This window comes from Nocardia sp. CA-107356, assembly GCF_050946365.1.
Taxonomy (GTDB): Bacteria; Actinomycetota; Actinomycetes; order Mycobacteriales; family Mycobacteriaceae; genus Nocardia.
Map to the genome: position 1 here is coordinate 9930085 of NZ_CP191992.1, position 17986 is coordinate 9948070.

The following is a 17986-nucleotide window of genomic DNA, read 5'->3' on the forward strand; positions in this document are numbered from 1 at the left end:
GTCGTTACGGTGGGAGATATGGAGTACGCGACGTCTTCCTTCTCCGAGAACCTGCGCCGATACGCTCCGGAGCTCCTGCCGAGCAACCATTTCGGAAATGCCACGGTGAACGGCAAGGACATCGCGCCGCACGGCACCACGATCGTGGCCGTCGCCTACCGCGGCGGTGTGCTGCTCGCCGGTGACCGGCGCGGCACCATGGGAAATCTGCTGGCCAGCCGGGATATGGAGAAGGTGTTCATCACCGACACCTATTCGGCGGCGGGTTTCGCGGGCACGGTCGGCATGGCCATCGAGATGATCCGGTTGTTCGCCGTCGAACTCGAACACTACGAGAAGATCGAGGGTGTCGGGCTGACGTTCGAGGGTAAGGCGAACAAGCTGTCGAAGATGGTGCGCGACAATCTGCCTGCCGCACTGCAGGATATGGCGGTGGTCCCGGTCCTGGTCGGCTACGACCTGAGCGCCACCGATCCGGAGAAGGTCGGACGGATCTTCTCCTACGATGTCGTCGGCGGTCGCAGCGAGGAGCGTTTCGGCTACACCGCGGTCGGCTCCGGTTCACTGTTCGCGAAGTCCTCACTGAAGAAGACCTACAGCCGCGGTATAGACGAGGACGAGGCGTTGCGGATCACCGTCGAATCGCTCTTCGACGCCGCCGAGGACGACACCGCTACCGGCGGACCGGATCTCACCCGCGGCATCTATCCGACCGTGGTCGTCATCAATTCCGAAGGCGCCGTGGAGGTTCCCGCGGATCGACTTGCCGAGATCACCCGCGGACTGGTCCAGGATCGTGCCACAATGGCGCGCGATTGATCGCCCCGATTACCCAGCCAGCGGGCGGTATTCGGTCGAGGGAAGGACCGAATACCGCCCGCTGACAGGTGTTTTCGCGCTCAGCGCTCCAGGATCGCGACGACGCCCTGGCCGCCAGCGGCACAGATGGAGATCAGCGCGCGGCCGGATCCCCGCTCCGCCAACATCTTCGCCGTGGCGGCCACGATGCGCCCGCCGGTCGCGGCGAACGGGTGACCCGCGGCGAGCGAGGAACCGTTGACGTTGAGCTTGCTGCGATCGATCGAGCCGAGCGCGCCGTCCAGGCCGAGGCGCTCCTTGCAATACTGATCCGACTCCCACGCCTGCAGGGTGGCCAGGACCACCGAGGCGAAGGCCTCGTGGATCTCGTAGTAGTCGAAGTCCTGCAGGGTCAGGCCATTTCGGGCCAGCATGCGCGGTACCGCGTAGGTCGGCGCCATCAGCAGCCCGTCGGGACCGTGGATGTAATCGACCGCGGCGACCTCGGAGTCGACCAGACGCGCGAGCACCGGCAGCTTGCGCTCGGTGGCCCATTCCTCGCTGGACAGCAGCACCGCGGAGGCGCCGTCGGTGAGCGGGGTGGAGTTACCGGCGGTCATGGTGGCATCGCCGGCCTTGACGCCGAAGACCGGCTTCAGGGTGGCCAGCTTCTCGATGGTCGAGCCGGGACGCAGGTTGTCGTCGCGAGTCAGGCCGAGGAAGGGGGTGATCAGGTCGTCGAAGAAGCCACGGTCATAGGCGGCGGCCATATTCTTGTGCGACAGGTAGGCCAGTTCATCCTGGGCCTCGCGCGCGATGCCGAATTCCTTGGCGGTGATGGCGGCGTGCTCACCCATGGACAGGCCCGTGCGCGGTTCGGCATTGCGCGGGATTTCGATGCCGAGCATGCCGGGGCGCAGTTGGCCGACCAGCTTGAGGCGGTCCTTGGTGGTCTTGGCGCGGTTCGCGTCGAGCATCCACTCGCGCATCCCTTCGCTGACCCCGATCGGGGCATCGGAGGTGGTGTCGGTGCCACCGCCGATACCGGCCTCGATGCGACCGGCGGCAATCGCGTCGCCGACGGTGACGATCGCCTGCAGGCCGGTGCCGCAAGCCAATTGAAGGTCGTGGGCCGGGGTGTAGGGGGACAGCTTGCTGCCGAGCACGCTCTCGCGGATCATGCCGTGCTCGCCGACGCGCTTGAGTACCGCGCCGCCGGCGACCATGCCGAGGCGCTCGCCCTGCAGGCCGAACCGGCTGACCAGACCGTCCAGCGCGGCGGTGAACATGTCCTGGTTGGAGGCGTGGGCGTAGGCCTTATCGGAGCGGGCGAACGGAATCCGGTTGCCGCCCACGATGGCGACCGGGCGCGGGGCCTGCTTTGCCGTGCTCTTCGCTGAACGGGCTTTGGTTGTCACTCGAGTCTCCAAGGTCTCGTCGGGTGCCCGGTGGGCCGTTCGGCGCGGAAGTCTCCGCGCAGATCGGCGCCCCGTCGCGGTTGGTTTACTTTAAACTTACTCTGGAGTAAGTTTATTGTCGACACCGCACCCCGGAAGTGTGCGTAAATTCGCCCCGGGGGCATGTAGTGAGCGAGCAGACCATTCGGCAGCGCAGCCACCGGCGAGCCGAAACCACGACACACGAGACACAGAAAAGGGAGAAACAGTGGCAGCCAGCAAGAGTAAGGGTGCTCCCAACCTCTACGGATCGTTCGTACACTCGGCTCCCGGTCAATTCCTCGCGAGCAAGCTGGGGTTGCCGCAGCCGGAGAGCCTGCGCCGCTATAAGGCCGGTGAGCCGCCGCTGCCCGGTCCGGTACTGCTCGGCGGCAAGGGCCGCGTCGCCGAGCCGGTGCGCACCCTGCTGTCGGATTACACCTTCGCCGACGCGCCCGCCTCCAGCCAGAAGTACGGCGCGCTGGTATTCGACGCAACCGGCGTCGGAACGATCGAGGATCTGTCGCAACTGTTCGAGTTCTTCCAGCCCGCTATGCGCAGCATCGCCGCATCCGGCCGCGTCGTCGTAATCGGCACCACTCCCGAGCTGACCGCGACCGTCGACGAGCAGATCGCCCAGCGCGCGCTCGAAGGCTTCACCCGCAGCGTCGCCAAGGAACTGCTGCGCGGCGCCACTGCCCAGCTGGTGTACCTGCATCCGGAGGCGTCCGCGACCGCGTCCGGGCTGGAATCCACACTGCGCTTCCTGCTTTCGGCCAAGTCGGCGTTCGTCGATGGTCAGGTCATCCGGGTCGGTAAGGCCGACGCGCTCGCTCCGGCCGCCTGGGATAAGCCGCTCGACGGCAAGGTCGCCGTGGTGACCGGTGCGGCGCGCGGTATCGGCGCGACCATCGCCGAGGTGTTCGCCCGCGACGGCGCGACCGTGATCGTCGCCGATATCCCCGCCGCCGGTGAGGCCCTTTCGGCCACCGCGAACAAGGTCGGTGGCACCGCATTGGCGCTCGATGTGACCGCGGCGGACGCTGCGGAGAAATTGGCCGAATTCGCGACCGAACGCTTCGGCGGCATCGATATCATCGTGCACAACGCCGGTATCACCCGTGACAAGCTGCTCGCCAATATGGACGAGGGCCGCTGGAACTCGGTCATCAACGTGAATCTCGCCGCACCGCACCGCATTACCGAGGGCCTGGTGGCTCGTGGCACGCTGAAGGAGGGCGGCCGCGTGATCGACGTTTCCTCCATCGCGGGCATCGCGGGCAACCGCGGCCAGACCAACTACGGCGCCTCGAAGGCCGGTGTCATCGGCATGGTGAACGCCGAGGCGCCGAAGCTGGCCGAGAAGGGCATCACCATCAACGCCGTCGCGCCCGGTTTCATCGAAACCGCCATGACCGCGGCCATTCCGCTGACCACCCGCGAGGCCGGTCGGCTGATGAGCTCGCTGCTGCAGGGCGGACAGACCATCGACGTCGCCGAGACCATCGCCTACTTCGCCAGCCCGGCATCGAATGCGGTGAGCGGCAATGTGGTTCGGGTCTGCGGGCAGAGCCTGATCGGAGCATGATGACGGAGACGATCACGCTCACCGAACCTCCCAAGAACAGCAGCCTTTTCGTCAAGGCCGCGCTCGGTGCGGTACCGGTGCCGCTGATCTCGGCGCGCAAGTCGACCGTGCCCGATCGCGTCGTGCGGTTGGAAGGGCTGCGGGTGGATCCGGATCACCTGGCCGCGTACTGCCGGGCGACCGGACTGCGGTTCGGCGATGCACTACCGCTGACCTACCCGTTCATCCTCAGCTTCCCGCTGGCGATGCAACTCGTGGTGGCACGGGACTTTCCGTTCGTCGCGGTGGGTGCGGTACACGCGCAGAACCGGATCGAGCGCACCCGCGAGATCTCGGTGAGCGAACCGCTGGACTTCACCACCCATGTCGAGAACCTGCGCGAGCACCCGAAGGGGCTGCTCGTGGACGCGATCACCGAGGTGAACGTCGGCCGGGAACTGGTGTGGCGTCAGGTCACCACCTTCCTGCACCAGCAGCGCACCTCGCTCTCGGGCGAGCCGAAGGGTGAGCCCAAGCCGGAAGAGGTTCCGCCGCCGCCGATGCGGACCATTCGGGTGGATCAGAAGACGATCACCCGGTACGCGGCCGCCTCTGGTGACCACAATCCGATCCACACCTCGGCGTTGGGCGCCAAAGCATTCGGATTCCCGAAGGCGATCGCACACGGCATGTGGTCGGCCGCGAATGTCCTCTCGAATATCGAGGGCCGGATTCCCGAACAGGCGACCTACGCGGTCAAGTTCGGTAAGCCGATTCTGCTGCCGTCCACGGTGAACGTGTACGCCGATCAGGCCGCCGGTGGCTGGGATCTGGCATTGCTGCATCCGAAGAAGGGCTACCCCCACCTCACGGCCACCCTGCGCTGAGCCGACGCAGAAGCCGCACCCGAACAGGGTGCGGCTTCTGCGTTTCCAGACTGCGGCACACGAGTTCGCCTCCCGCGCATGGATTTGCCAATGCAAACCGGTGCGCGGCGGGCAGGCAGGTGCGCGGCGTCGACGGCCGGGCCGGCTGGTGCGCGGCGTCGCAGCAGACACGCGACACCGACAGCCGAGACCAGCCAGCGCACAACATCCCAGCAGACACGCGACACCGACAGCCGAGACCGGCCAGCATGCCTTGGCAGAACGGGTGCGAGAGGGTCAGCAGTCGCAGCCGCAATCACAGCAGCCGCAATCGCTGCAGCAGTCGCAACCGTCGCAGCTACAGTCGCAGCAATCACAGCAATCGCCGCAGTCGCACTTCTTGATCCAGGCTTCCTTGCGGTGGCCGTTGCAGGGGTTGGTGTGGTCGGCGCAGCAGGCGTAGCCGGTGCAGTAGACGCCGAAGACGATGGCGAGCGCCGCGCCGATTCCGGGGCGACGTGGCGGCTTCCGGAAATCGACATCCGGCGGTAGGGGATGCTGCATCGTCGCGGTGCTCAGCGGCAGCGGGTGCTGCGGCGTCACGGTAACCAACGACAATGGCTGCTGCGGCATCGCAGTCCCCAACGGCAATGGCTGCTGCAGCGTCGCAGTGTCCCGGGATAGGTTGCAGGCGTGGGCGGTTGCACCCACGCCGCGGCCGATGCGGCGCACAAGTCCGCGCAGCGGGTCGAGCAACATCCAACGGATGACGGGGACCTGGTCCAGTCCGGCTTCGGCGACCGCCGCGCGCAGCTGCGAATCGGATTGCCGCAGTATGTCGTACGCCTCTGGCATGGAGGTTTCGGTCGCTGCGAGGGGGTTGAAGCGGCCGCGCGTCCGGTCCTCGTCGAAGTCCTCGACGGCATCGGCGAGGTGTGCGATGCGACCGAAATGCCTACCCGCCTCGCGCAATGCGGCGATGTTCTCCGGACGATCGGCCAAAACCGCTGTGTGGGCGAATAGTTCTGCGGCGCAGATCTGCGTCGGTGCGGTCAGATCGTCGAGAGAAACTGCGGAAGTCAGATTTTCCCAGCTCGACTCTTCGGCATTGGGCACTCGGCCCCCGACTGCGCCGATCAGGGCGCGCACTGTCGATTCACCCCCGCTCAATCCGCGCGAGGGGGTGGCGGCCGATTCGATCGGACCGAACCCGAGCGACCGGGCGGCAGCCGATCCGTCCCTACCCGACCGACCGGCACCGGACAAAGCCAGAGCTTCCAGGTTGGCCTGCGAATTGATCGCGGCGACAAGCGGTTCCACGTCCAGGCCGATCAGGGATGCCTGCGATCGCGCGCGGTCCGCCCAGCGGCTCGACACCTTCGTCATCGGACGCCGGGTGAGTGCGGAGCTGTCACCGTCATCGACATGATCGCGAATCCTGGCCGATCCCAGTAAGAGTGACGCAGTGGAAGCGAGCAGAACGCCCGGCGAATTCGCGGCCGCCACCTCGGCCCGCCGCATCCCGCGCAGCGCACACGGCCCCGCCGTGGTCCGCGCCATCGGACCGGACATCTGCGCCTCGGTCAGCACACTGAGCACGATCGCATCGGTATTGGTCGCGGCCCGCGCCAACTGCCCGTGCCCATCCCGCAACCCGAGGCATAGCCCGCACATATGGGTGCGCCATTCGGCCGCATCGATTCCGTACTTCTCGGCAGCGTGCGCACACGGCCGCAGCATTCCGAACAATTCCGCCCCGTTCCCCGGCCGCTCCGACTCGCCCGGTCCGTACTTCTGATCTCCGAAACTCTCGCAGCCCGTTAACATCCGGGCAAGCCGACCGGCTATCGAAGGTATTCAAATGGTGGTTGTCGACCCCCGACCCAGCCGCCATTTCACAGCCCCTCGACAACTGGCCCTTCCGCTACTGGACTGGGTGGGCGGGGCGGCGGACCAGCGGAACGGTCAAGACCAAGTCAGCCGGGGGCCCAGGCCCGATGACCTCGATCCGGCCGCACTGGGTGATTCGGGACTACTCGGCCTTCTTACGGCCGGCCAGACCCCGCCAGGTCAAGTCGTCCAGGAGGTCTACCGCCTCGGACACCTCGATCGGCCACTGAACGCACCTGAGCGAAACCTCGGGACTACTCGGCCTTCTTACGGCCGGCCAGACCGCGCCAGGCCAGGTCGTCGAGGAGGTCCACGGCTTCGGATACTTCGATGCGGCCGCTGGCTACGTGGTCGGCGATTGCTTCGCCCGCGCCGATTACGGCTACGGCGACTACGTCGAAGTTGGTGCCGGGGTCGGCGTGTTTTGCGCTGGATTCGAGAAGTTTGGCGGTTAGTTCGATGACTCGTTCGCGGGCGTTCTCGATTTCCGAGGCGAAGGCTTGCTGGCCGATCGCCTGGCGGTAGAGCACCTGCCAGGAGTTGCGGTTGTGGTCGACGAAGCCGAGGAAACCCTCGAGGGCCGTGCGGACCTGCTCATGCGGAGACAGCTGGGGGTTGCCCGCGGGTGCCACCGATTCGATGAAGCGCAGTCCCTCCCGCTGGATGCAGGCACGGAACAGTTCATCCTTGGAGCCGTAGTAGAGGTACAACATCGGCTTGGAGATTTTCGCCTCGGCGGCGATCGCGTCCATCGACGTGTCGTGGAACCCCTTACGCGAGAAGACCTCGACAGCGGCGTCGAGCATCTGCTGCTCACGAACCGCCCGAGGAAGTCGCTTCGTCCCGCCCGCCATTCACTCTCCTACCAATGGTGAAACTCTTATATTACTCCAAGGTAAGTTCGGCGGGTTGGATTGCGCGTTCGTAACTTCACCGCACTGGCGGCGCTGAGCTGCATCCTTCGGACCGCGATGTCCTTGGATTCGCTGACACAGCTGTTCAACCGTCCAGCAGAGCGATACTACGGGTGTCCGGCGATAGCGCGGCTGTACAACATACGACGGCCGCAGCGACTACGTACAGATCGCACGAATGGGTCGGCCACAGCGACCGCTGGCAGGTCGCTCGAAAAGCTCAGCTCAGCAGGACTGCAGCGCGCCCTTGTACCGCGCCATCCGCAACACCGACGCATCGACCCGAGCGGCGCTCAGCCGCCCACTCGACACCGCCTGCTCCAGCCGGTCCAGCACCTGCGGCACCGCGTCGGTGGTGATCCAGAGCGCGTTATCGGCACCGGCGGTCAGCGCGGCCTCGACCGCGTCCTCGATGCTCATCCGGCTGGTGATGGCGGCCATGCCGCCGAGATCGTCGGTGAAGATGGGGCCCTGGAAGGGGGCGGCGCCGTAGCCGGTGCCATCGCGCAACAGCGCCATGGCCTGCGGGCTGATGCTGGCGGGGACATCGGGCGTGGTCAGGCCGGGGACATCGAGGTGGCCGACCATGACGGCGGCACCGGAATTGACGAGATTGCGGAACGGAACGAGGTCGACGTTCTGCAACTGGTCCAGCGGCGGGACGCGCACGGCACCGGTATGCGAATCGCCCGATCCGGAGCCGTGCCCCGGGAAATGCTTCATGACGGTGCCGACGCCGACCTCGTTCATCGCACGGATGTACGCGTCCGCATATTCGGTGACCACCTTGGGGTCGTCGGAGAACGAGCGGTCACCGATCACCGAGTCGTCGGGCTGGCTGCTCACATCGACGTCGGGGGCGAAGTCCACCGTCACGCCGAGATCCTTCAGCGCACGGCCGCGGGTCACGGTGGCGTCGTGGAACTGCTGGGCGGTCATGGTCTGTGCGGTAACCCGAGCGGACGGAACCGGGCCGATCAGGTCCTTGGCCCGGGAGACGCGGCCGCCCTCCTCGTCGATGGTCACCATCAGCGGAATCTTGGCCGCCGCCTTGACCTGACTGATCAGACCATCGGCCAGCAGCGACTTATCGGTCCAGCCGCCCACGAAAATGCCGCCGACCTGCGAGGTCTGCACCACGTTCGTGGCATCGTCGGCCCCGGTGACGCCCACCGTCAGCAGTTGGCCCAGCTTCTCGCGCAGCGTGAGCTTCGCGAGAAAGTCGGCGTCGCAGTCGCGCTTCGCCGCGGTGGTGGGGAGGGCGGCGCCGGTCGTGGCGCCGGTCGTGGCGTCCGGAGTCGCGGAACTCGACGGCGCGGAGCCGGAGTCGCCGCTGGAGCAGCCGGTCACGACGGCGGCGAGGATTGCGAGCAGGACGAGAGGCGTCTTCCGCATGGGTATCCACGGTAATCGCCGTGCTCGGGTGGGTCCGCATCAGGTACGACTAGCGGCGAGTCGCCCCGTCCTGCGGGCCAGGTCGGATATGCGGCTGCCGTCGTAGCCGAAGACCGCACTGTGCAGCCGGTCGTGGAATGGATCGGTCCAGTGGGCCGGGATCCCGCCGCCGACGAGGATACCGGCGACCGAACCCGCGGTGGCGCCGTTGGAGTCGGTATCGCAACCGCTCTGCACGGTGAGTCCGATAGTGCGGGTGAAATCGCCTGCGCCCCAGAGTAAACCGGCTGTCACGAGGCAGGCGTTCGGAATGGCATGCACCCAGTTGTAGTGGTCGTGGCGGCGGTGGATTGCCGCAACGGCCTGCTCCCATGACATACCGCTCTCCTGGTCGGCGATGACCTCGGCAATAGCGGCGTGCAACCTCGAACCTTCCGGAATGCATTGTTGGGCGATGGAAAGCGCGGACGCTACGCCCTCGGCGGTGAAGGCGGCCGCGACCAGTGCAGCCGCCCACATCGCCGCGTAGACACCATTGCCTGTATGCGAGAGGCCCGCGTCGCGGGCGGCGAGTTCGGCGGCGCGGGCCGGGTTACCCGGATTGACATAGCCGAAGATATCGGCGCGGATCATCGCACCGATCCACTCTCGGTAGGGATTTCGGTACCGAGCCACCTGCGGCGGGGCCGAGCCGTCGATCAGATTGCGATAGGCGACCCGCTCCGCGGTGTAGGTCTGCAGGAACGGCAGATGCGCCAGCCACGCGTCCGCGACATCGGATCGGGTGAAATTCGTTCCATACGTTTCCAATAGGTGCAGACCGAGCACGGTGTAGTCGATATCGTCATCACGCGGAGCACCGTCGATGCGGCCCTTAACCGATACCGGCCAGCTCGGATTCAGCGGATATTCCGTCGACGGCGGCAATAATGCGGGCACATAGTCGGTCAGCGGATAAGCACGGGCGCGTTCGAGATAGACGCGGATTCGCGCAGGCGTCCAGACAAATCCGTTCTCCAATGGCTTACCGAGCGTGCAGCCCGCACAGCGCCCCAGCCAGCCACCGTGAATCCGTTCGAACAGTTCGGTATCGGATAGATCCGGTGCCTCGGACTCGAATGCATGCGGCGCAGTCGGTTCGGGTCGATCGGACTCGTCGAAGCTCCAGTCGGGATCGCGCTCGGCGTTTTCGAGCCGGTCGAATAGCGCCCAGCACGCGCAAGCATCGGCGTGATCCGCGGTGGCGAGTGCCCGCACGTCGGACTCGAACTCGGCCACCAGATAGCCCGATTCGAGCCGTTGCCGCCATTCGTAATACAGCAGCGTCCGGGGATCTATCTCGTGCCTGCCGAAGAACACCAGTTCATTCGCGTTGGACATATGCGCAGATTATCCGCGCGCGGCAACACCTCGGGGCGTGCTTGTCCGGAGTAATGTTGTGGCGTAGCCATGTGACTCCCATCAGGAGGTCATCGTGCCGTGCGATCTAATGCTCATCGCCTATGACGGTTCCGAGAATGCCAAGCGGGCCATCGAATACGCAGGCCGGTTCCTCTCGGCGAATAGAGCCGTGGTGCTCACCGCGTGGGAACCGATGGTGCGCCAGGCCGCTCGACTGTCCGGACTCTCCGGTGTGGTGCAGCCGGAGTGGGTCCCCGATGAAGAGATCGAGGACATCGCCTACGTCGACGCGCGCTACATCAATACCGAGGGCGTCCGCCTCGCCAAACTCGCCGGACTCAACGCCGAGGCGCGCACCGCCGAATGCACGACCACGATCTGGAACGCCATCGTCGAAACGGCCGACGAATTGGACGTCGACATCATCGTGGCAGGCACCCGCGGCGCCACCGGCATTCGCGCCCTGATGCACAGCAGTGTCGCCGATGCCGTGCTCAAGCATTGCCACCGTCCGGTGCTCATGGTGCCGCCCGGTAAGGAGCCGCGCCGCTGAGATTTGGGTCGCTCGGGTGGCTTCGCGCCGGGTTTGCGGGGTTAGGGTCGAGGGATCATGAACGGTTTCTTGCTCGCTCAGCCCGGTGGGGTGGTCCGCGCGTCGGGGATTCGGGTCGCCTTCGACGAGGCGGCACGGGCGGTGGCGGCGCTGCGGGACGGGTCTGTGGAGTTGCTGGTCGGGGCGTTGCCGTTCGATCCGCGGAATCCGGCCGCACTGAGCGTGCCCGAGCAGGCGCAACGCACCGTCGGGCCGTGGCGGCCCGCGGCGCTGCCGGAGTTGCCCGCCGTTCGGGTTGTCACCGAAATACCCAGTCCGGCCGAACATGTCGCACGCGTGACGAAACTGGTCGAGCAGTTGAACGATCCGGCGCAGCCGCTACGCAAGGTCGTCGCCGCCAGATCGGTACTTGCCGAAGCCGATAGTGCACTGGACCCGGAGCTGATCGCGGGTCATCTGCTGACCAGGCATCCGCACGCGAATGTGTTCGCGGTCGACCTGACTGCCGCGGGTCGGCCCGGTGCCACGCTGGTCGGCGCCACCCCGGAGGTGCTGGTCGCGCGGCACGGCACGACCGTCACACTGCATCCGCTCGCTGGCACGCTGCCGCGCCTCGCCGATCCGGACGCCGATGCGGCGCAGGCGCAAGAGTTGTTGGCCAGCACCAAGAATCGTGATGAGCACGCCTTCGTCATCGACTGGATCCGGGAGGTGCTCGCGCCCGTATGCGCGGAGCTGACCATCCCCGACGGCCCGCAACTGATCAATACCCACGAGGTCTGGCATCTCGCCACCCCGATCACCGGCCGTCTGCGCGATCCCGCGACAACCGCGCTCGACCTGGCGATCCGGCTGCATCCCACCCCCGCGGTCGGTGGCACACCGACCGATCTCGCCCTCGACACGATCGCCGATATAGAAGAGGAGCGCGGCTTTTACGGCGGCGCGGTCGGTTGGTGTGATTCGCGCGGCGATGGGGAATGGGTGGTCGCGATCCGCAGTGCGGAACTGTCCGCCGACGGTCGCTCGATCCGTGCCTTCGCGGGCGGCGGAATCGTAGCGGCCTCGGATCCGCATGCCGAGTTGGACGAGACCACCGCGAAGCTACGCACCTTGCTCAGCAGTTTGCACTGCCCGATTCCGACCGACTGAGGCCGCGGCCCGAATATTCCATTCGGCTATCACTGGCCTGAACGTATGTGATCGCGCGCAGCCCTGCTAGGTTGGCCCAGAATGTGCCTGCATCGATGTATTGGAGTGCCGCGATGAAGTTTGCTGTCCCTGGTGTTGCGAGTGCGGTCGCTGGCGCCGTTCTGGGCGCGATCGCGGTATTCGTGATCACGGTGGCGGTGCAGCAGAACACGCGGCCGGATATCGAGCGCAGCGACTCCACCTCCTCGCTACTCAACAACGTTGAGTACGGCAGCCGCTGATTCGCTGCGGTTCGAGCGACCGCACCGGAAGCGGTAGCGCGGCGCGTCGGCTCAACGGTTCCCCGCTCGGCAGACGCTGGTTCGCCGGGACTGTCGTCGCGGCGTTCCTGCTCACTTTTCTGCAGGCGCCCGGCCTGACGGTCGCCGACACCAAATACGACCTGGCGCAGAATCCGCTGGGGTTCCTCGAACGCGCCGCTCATCTGTGGAGCAGCCAGGCCCCGATGGGGCAGGTACAGAACCAGGCCTACGGATACTTCTTTCCGCACGGTGCATTCTTCTCGGCCGGGCATATGCTCGGTCTGCCCGCCTGGGCGACCCAGCGGATCTGGTGGGCGTTGCTGCTACTCGCCGGGTTCTGGGGCATCGTCCGGCTCTGCGAAACGCTCGGCATCGGCAGTCGTGGCTCCCGGGTGGTGGCCGCGGCCGCATTCGCGCTGTCACCGCGGGTGCTGACCACGCTCGGGTCGATCTCGTCGGAAACGCTGCCGGTGGTGCTCGCGCCATGGGTGTTGCTCGCGCCCGCCGCATTGGGCGCCGCCTACCACAAGCGCATGCGCGGCGGTGCGGCCTCGCCAGCGGGCAGTGCGCTGGCGCTGGCACTGATGGGCGCTGTCAATGCGGTGGCCACGGTCGCCGCATTTCTGCCCGCACTGCTGTGGTGGGCGTCGTATCGGCCGAACCGGCGCTGGTGGCGGTTCACCCGGGCCTGGATTCCGCTGCTGGTGCTGGCCACGTTCTGGTGGGCCGTGCCGTTGCTTTTGCTCGGCAAGGTCAGCCCGCCGTTCCTGGACTACATCGAATCCTCGGGGGTGACCACGCAGTGGGCGTCCCTGGGTGAGGTGCTGCGCGGCACCGACAGTTGGACGCCGTTCGTCTCGCCGGAGCGGATCGCGGGCGCGGTGCTGGTGACCCAGCCCGCGGCGGTGCTGGCCACCGGACTACTCGCGGCAGCGGGCATGGCCGGGTTGGCGATGCGGTCCATGCCGTATCGCGGACGGCTCGCGCTGATCCTGCTGGTCGGATTGGTCGGGATCTGTGCCGGATATGTCGGCGAGTTGAGTGGGCCGTTCGCGGATTCGGTGCGGGTATTCCTCGATGCCGGTGGCGCGCCGCTGCGCAATGTGCACAAGCTGGAGCCGCTGATCCGCATTCCCTTGGTGCTCGGCCTCGCTCATTTGCTGACCAAGGTGCCATTGCCCGCGTCGGTACCGATGCCGGTATGGCGCAGCGCCTTCGCCCATCCCGAACGGGACAGGTCGGTCGCGGTCGCGGCATTGATCCTCACCGCGCTCGCACTGTCCACCTCATTGGCGTGGACCGGAAAACTGGCGCCGCGCGGCGCGTACGACGAGGTGCCCGGGTATTGGAAGCAGACCGCGCAGTGGTTGTCCGACCATGCCGCCGATACCCGAGCCCTGGTGGTGCCCGGCGCGCCCTTCGGCAGCCAGGTGTGGGGGCTGACGCGTGATGAGCCGCTGCAAGCACTGGCAAGTACGCCATGGGCGATTCGCGACGCGGTGCCGCTGAATCCGCCCGGCACCATCCGCGCGATGGATTCGGTGCAACGGTTGATCGCCGATGGCAGGCCCTCGACCGGTCTCGCGGCGACACTGGCCGAGCAGGGCATCGGAATCCTGGTGTTGCGCAACGATCTCGATCCGGACACGTCGCGTTCGACCCGGCCGATGTTGGCACATCAGGCGATCGAGGGCTCACCGGGATTGAGCAAGGTGGCAGAATTCGGCAACCCGATCAGGACGGCGGTCATATCCGATGATCTGGTCGCCGATGGTGATCTGCGGCCCGCCTATCCGGCGATCGAGATCTATCGGGTCGAGGCGAGGTCGGCGGGCGCGCCCGCCGAAATACGCAGCGGCACGGGTGCTCCGACGTCGTTCCCGGGCGCCTACACGGTGCCGTTGGCCACGGTCGGGACAGTTCAGGGCGGGCCCGAGGTGCTCGAACGGCTGCATCGTGATTCCGGTACCGCCCCAATGCTTCTCGCATCCGATGCGGCCGCGGCGGGACTGCCGATCGGGCCGTTGACCGTCACGGATACGCCGATGGCACGGGAGGCCGATTTCGGCCGGGTGGACAACCACAATTCGGCGTTACGCGCACCGGACGATGCCCGCCGCACGCACAATCTGGTGCCCGACTATCCCGTCCCCGGCGCGGAGCTGGTGCGCGGTGAATGGTCGGGCGCGACGGTCACCGCATCGAGTTCGGCCGCCGACGCCACCCAGTTGGGCGGATCCGCGCCGGGCAGTACAACCGCCGCGGTAGTCGATGGTGATCCGTCGACGGCATGGATCAGCAATGGCGCCGAACACGCACTGGGACAATGGCTTCGGCTCGATCTCGACCAGCCGATCAGCTCGGGGCTATTGCTCCTGACCACCAGCGCGGCGGCAATCGGCGACCCGGTGAAGTGGGTCGAGGTGCACACCGCCAACGGCAGTGTCTCCGCGAGGATTGCCGAACCCGGTGTCCCGGTATCGATTTCCTTGCCCGCGGGGAAGACCGACTGGCTCAGCATCACCGCCATCCGCACCGAAGACGGCACGCGGGGTGGGCAATTCGGCATCAGCGAACTGACGCTGGACGACTACACCGTCCGCACCGCGCCGGTGCGGGTCGATATCCGGCACCGAACCGTGCTGCCGCCCACCCCGGCGGGCGCGCAGGTCCAGGCCTGGGACCTCGGTCAGGAATTCCCCGGTCGCAGTGCCTGTTTCGACGCACCGGACCGGGTGCGCTGCAGTAAGGGACTCGCCCTGGCACCGGAGGAACCCGGTGCGTTCGAACGCACTTTGTCGGTGCCGGAACCGATGACCGTCACGCCGCAGTTGACGGTGCGAACCCGCCAGGGCCCCGCGCTGGAGGCGCTGCTCACCGACCACACGCGTCCCGTCGCGCGCGGCAAGGCCGATGTCGGCGATCTCCGCGGATCGGCCTTCGCGGCGACCGATGGGGATCCGCGGACGAGTTGGACGGCGCCGGAGGATTCGGTGCGGAATACGGCAGGCGGCAAACCGACGCTCACGCTGGAACTGCCCGAGCCCGCACTGGTGACGGGGCTGGACCTGACGCCGTCACTCGGCGGGTTGCCCGCCGCACCGCTGTCGGTGGCCGTGAATCTGGGCAACGGCCCGCAGGTTCGTGAACTCGAACCGGGCGAGCCGACCCGAATCTCATTGCAGCCCACGGTGACCGATCGCATCGAACTGAGCATCCAGAGCTGGCGGCCGGTCCTCGATCGCACCGCGCTGGGTTTCGCCGTCGCACAGCCGCCCGGCCTCGCCGAGGTGTCGGTGCTCGGACCGGACTATCCGGCGCCCGCCGGGCCGGATCGGATGATCACCATCCCGTGTGCGCAGGGCCCGACGGTTGCACTCGGCGGACGATTCGTACATACCACCGTCACGGCAACGGTCGGCGAATTGCGTTCTGGTGCACCGGTTCCCGCGCAGGTGTGCACGAATTCGGAACTTCCCGCCGACCTCGCCGATGCGGTCGGCTCCGGGTCCGGAGCCGACCGGATCGCGGTGCCCGTAGGACACGCCGATGTGACGGTCGCACCGACAGAGCTGTTCTTCGTCGACCGGCTGCGCCTGAACCGAACCGATTTCACCACTGCCGGTGCTGGGCCTTCGGATCGCGCGACGCCACCGCAACAGCTGCTCGTCCTGCCGCTCAGCACCAATGACGGGTGGCGGGCAAGCGCCGCAGACGGCAGTGCGCCCGCACCGATCGTGGTCAACGGATGGCAGCAGGGCTGGCTGCTGCCGGACAAGTCGGGATCGGCTCCATCCGGACCGATCACCATCTCCTTCCCCATCGACCGGTGGTACCGCCTCAGCATTTTCGGCGGTCTGCTGCTGCTCATCCCGCTGGTCCTGCTCGCCATCCCACGCGGCCGGATCCCGACGGCCGCTGGTCCGAAGCAGACTTCCCGCGCGAGCGCCGACGCTGATGGAAATCCGACTAGTGGAGATAGCCACGCTGACGTCAACGGGTACGTGGCCGACTCCGATGCGCACGCTCCCGACTCCGATGCACACGTGGCCCGCTCCAGCACGAGCGCTCCCGACGCAGCCGACTCCACACACGTGGCCGACTCCACCAACACAGCCGATTCCACCGCACACGCGGCCAACTCCGAAGCCAACGCAGCCAACTCCGCACACGTAGCCGACTCCAGCGCCAACGTAGCCGATTCCGCCGCGCACTCAGCCGACTCCACCACCAACACAGCCGATTCCACCGCACACGCGGCCAACTCCGAATCCAACGCGACCGACTCCACCGCCAACGCGGCCGACTCACACGAGAACGCGGCCGACTCGCCTGTGAGCGCAGCTGATCGAACTGTGGACGGGCCACCGACCACCTGGGGCAATCGGATTCTCGGTGCGCTCGGGATCGCTGCTGTCGCAACGGTCATCGGCGGGCCGGTCGGCACGGTGCTCACCGTGGTCGTGCTCGCCGCCGCTCGGTTCTCCACATGGATGACGCCGAAAGTCCTTGTCGCTGTTGCTGGTTTCGGCACCGTCGCCGCTGCGGCGGCCCTGTCCACCGGACCGTGGCGTGCCGCAGGCGGGTACATGGGCGGCTCGCTGTGGGTGCAACTGCCAGCACTACTTGCCGTGATCGCGGTCGGCGTCGCCGCGCTCCCTGCCCGGCGGAAAGACCGTTAGGTGACACCGGTACGCCCGGACAGCACTGCTAGCGTCGGATATGTGACGGCATGCGCGGAGTGCGGATTCGACTACGAACCCGCCTTGGTTCCCGAGGTGTCGGCGCTGGCCAGGGTGCACGCGGCGGAGTACGCAACGCTGCTCGGCGGCGATGAACAGACACTTCGGCGGCGAACCGCACCACAGGTGTGGTCGCCGTTGGAGTATGCGTGCCATATGCGGGATGTCCTACTCGCACAACGGGAACGGGTGCTGCTCGCACGCCGGGTCGACGCACCGACGCTCGAGCCGATGGGGCGCGACGAACGCGTAGCGCACGACGGGTACAACGACCAGCGCCCATCGGATGTCGCCCGGCAGCTCGAGGATGCGGCCCTGCTCTTCGCCAACGTCCTCGATCGGCTGCCACCCGCGGACTGGGACCGCACAGTCATCTATAACTTCCCGCACCGCGAGGAACGCCCACTGCACTGGCTCGCCCTACACACCCTGCACGAGTTGCGACACCATCTGCTCGACATCCGTCGCCAACTCGACGACTGAACGCTCCGGGCGGCCCACGCCCACGGCCCGCCCGATCGCGCAGCCGCCGGATCCACCAACCCAACCGGTTCCGCAATCACCCAACCTCACGGCACCAATTCCCGCAGCCCGGTCCCGGCAACCACCGACCACGCCGCACCAGACCCGCTGCCACTCAATCCCACAGCGACTCGATCCCACAGCCGCCCGATCCCGCGCTGCCAATCGATCCCACAGCGACTCGACCCCACAGCCGCCCGACCTCGCGCTGCCAATCGATCCCACAGCGACTCGACCCCACAGCCGCCCGACCTCGCGCTGCCAATCGATCCCACAGCCTCCCGATCCCGCGCTGCCACTCAATCCCACAGCCACTCGACCCCACAGCCACTCAATCCGACAGCGACTCGACCCCACAGCCTCCCGATCCCGCGCTGCCACTCAATCCGACAGCCACTCGACCCGACAGCCACTCGACCCCACAGCACTCAGTCCAGCAGTCACCGGG

13 protein-coding genes are annotated in these 17986 nt (G+C 66.9%); 8 read left to right on the top strand and 5 right to left on the bottom strand.

Annotation, left to right across the window (positions count from 1 at the left end):
- Window positions 1-18: 18 nt before the first annotated feature.
- Window positions 19-819 carry a proteasome subunit beta gene (gene prcB / locus ACQP1G_RS44625; protein WP_433196563.1) on the top strand — a complete coding sequence of 267 codons (801 nt, stop codon included), beginning with the start codon at window positions 19-21 and terminating at the stop codon, window positions 817-819.
- A gap of 80 nt (window positions 820-899) precedes the next feature.
- Here the strand turns inward: prcB and ACQP1G_RS44630 are convergent, their stop codons facing one another.
- Window positions 900-2216 carry an acetyl-CoA C-acetyltransferase gene (locus tag ACQP1G_RS44630; RefSeq protein WP_433196565.1) on the bottom strand — a complete coding sequence of 439 codons (1317 nt, stop codon included), beginning with the start codon at window positions 2214-2216 and terminating at the stop codon, window positions 900-902.
- A gap of 247 nt (window positions 2217-2463) precedes the next feature.
- On the opposite strand from ACQP1G_RS44630, the gene ACQP1G_RS44635 reads away from it, so the two are divergent.
- Window positions 2464-3822: a 3-oxoacyl-ACP reductase gene (locus ACQP1G_RS44635; RefSeq protein ID WP_433196567.1), complete on the top strand. Its 1359-nt coding sequence runs from the start codon at window positions 2464-2466 to the stop codon at window positions 3820-3822.
- Window positions 3819-4688: a MaoC/PaaZ C-terminal domain-containing protein gene (locus tag ACQP1G_RS44640; RefSeq protein ID WP_433196569.1), complete on the top strand. Its 870-nt coding sequence runs from the start codon at window positions 3819-3821 to the stop codon at window positions 4686-4688. Before ACQP1G_RS44635 ends, ACQP1G_RS44640 begins: the two co-directional genes overlap by 4 nt.
- Before the next feature lie 276 nt (window positions 4689-4964).
- Here ACQP1G_RS44640 and ACQP1G_RS44645 read toward each other — a convergent pair whose 3' ends face one another.
- The 4 genes from ACQP1G_RS44645 to ACQP1G_RS44660 all read right to left on the bottom strand — a co-directional run bounded on the left by ACQP1G_RS44645 (window position 4965) and on the right by ACQP1G_RS44660 (window position 10246).
- Window positions 4965-6407 carry a DUF5685 family protein gene (locus tag ACQP1G_RS44645; RefSeq protein ID WP_433196571.1) on the bottom strand — a complete coding sequence of 481 codons (1443 nt, stop codon included), beginning with the start codon at window positions 6405-6407 and terminating at the stop codon, window positions 4965-4967.
- Between the two features lie 404 nt (window positions 6408-6811).
- The gene (locus tag ACQP1G_RS44650; protein ID WP_433196573.1) at window positions 6812-7411 is read right to left on the bottom strand and encodes a TetR/AcrR family transcriptional regulator; all 600 of its coding nucleotides are present in this window, start codon (window positions 7409-7411) and stop codon (window positions 6812-6814) included.
- 285 nt (window positions 7412-7696) lie between these two features.
- Window positions 7697-8866 carry a glycoside hydrolase family 3 N-terminal domain-containing protein gene (locus ACQP1G_RS44655; protein ID WP_433196575.1) on the bottom strand — a complete coding sequence of 390 codons (1170 nt, stop codon included), beginning with the start codon at window positions 8864-8866 and terminating at the stop codon, window positions 7697-7699.
- Between the two features lie 39 nt (window positions 8867-8905).
- A complete protein-coding gene (locus tag ACQP1G_RS44660; protein WP_433196577.1) occupies window positions 8906-10246 on the bottom strand; it encodes an ADP-ribosylglycohydrolase family protein in 1341 nt (446 codons plus the stop codon).
- A 94-nt stretch (window positions 10247-10340) separates the two neighbouring features.
- Between ACQP1G_RS44660 and ACQP1G_RS44665 the strand changes: the two genes are divergently transcribed.
- The 5 genes from ACQP1G_RS44665 (at window position 10341) to ACQP1G_RS44685 (ending at window position 17499) form a co-directional block, all read left to right on the top strand.
- Window positions 10341-10820 (top strand): universal stress protein, encoded by a 480-nt coding sequence (locus ACQP1G_RS44665; RefSeq protein WP_433196579.1) that lies wholly within the window; start codon window positions 10341-10343, stop codon window positions 10818-10820.
- Window positions 10821-10877: 57 nt separating this feature from the next.
- Entirely contained in the window at window positions 10878-11972 is a 1095-nt protein-coding gene (locus ACQP1G_RS44670) for an isochorismate synthase (RefSeq protein ID WP_433196581.1), read from the top strand.
- A gap of 113 nt (window positions 11973-12085) precedes the next feature.
- Window positions 12086-12253 carry a DUF2613 domain-containing protein gene (locus tag ACQP1G_RS44675; RefSeq protein ID WP_433196583.1) on the top strand — a complete coding sequence of 56 codons (168 nt, stop codon included), beginning with the start codon at window positions 12086-12088 and terminating at the stop codon, window positions 12251-12253.
- Entirely contained in the window at window positions 12253-16956 is a 4704-nt protein-coding gene (locus tag ACQP1G_RS44680; protein ID WP_433209392.1) for an alpha-(1->3)-arabinofuranosyltransferase domain-containing protein, read from the top strand. The genes ACQP1G_RS44675 and ACQP1G_RS44680 overlap by 1 nt, the downstream gene beginning before the upstream one ends.
- A 42-nt stretch (window positions 16957-16998) precedes the next feature.
- On the top strand, window positions 16999-17499 hold the full coding sequence (locus tag ACQP1G_RS44685) for a DinB family protein (protein WP_433196585.1): 501 nt from the start codon (window positions 16999-17001) through the stop codon (window positions 17497-17499).
- The last annotated feature ends 487 nt before the right edge of the window (window positions 17500-17986 follow it).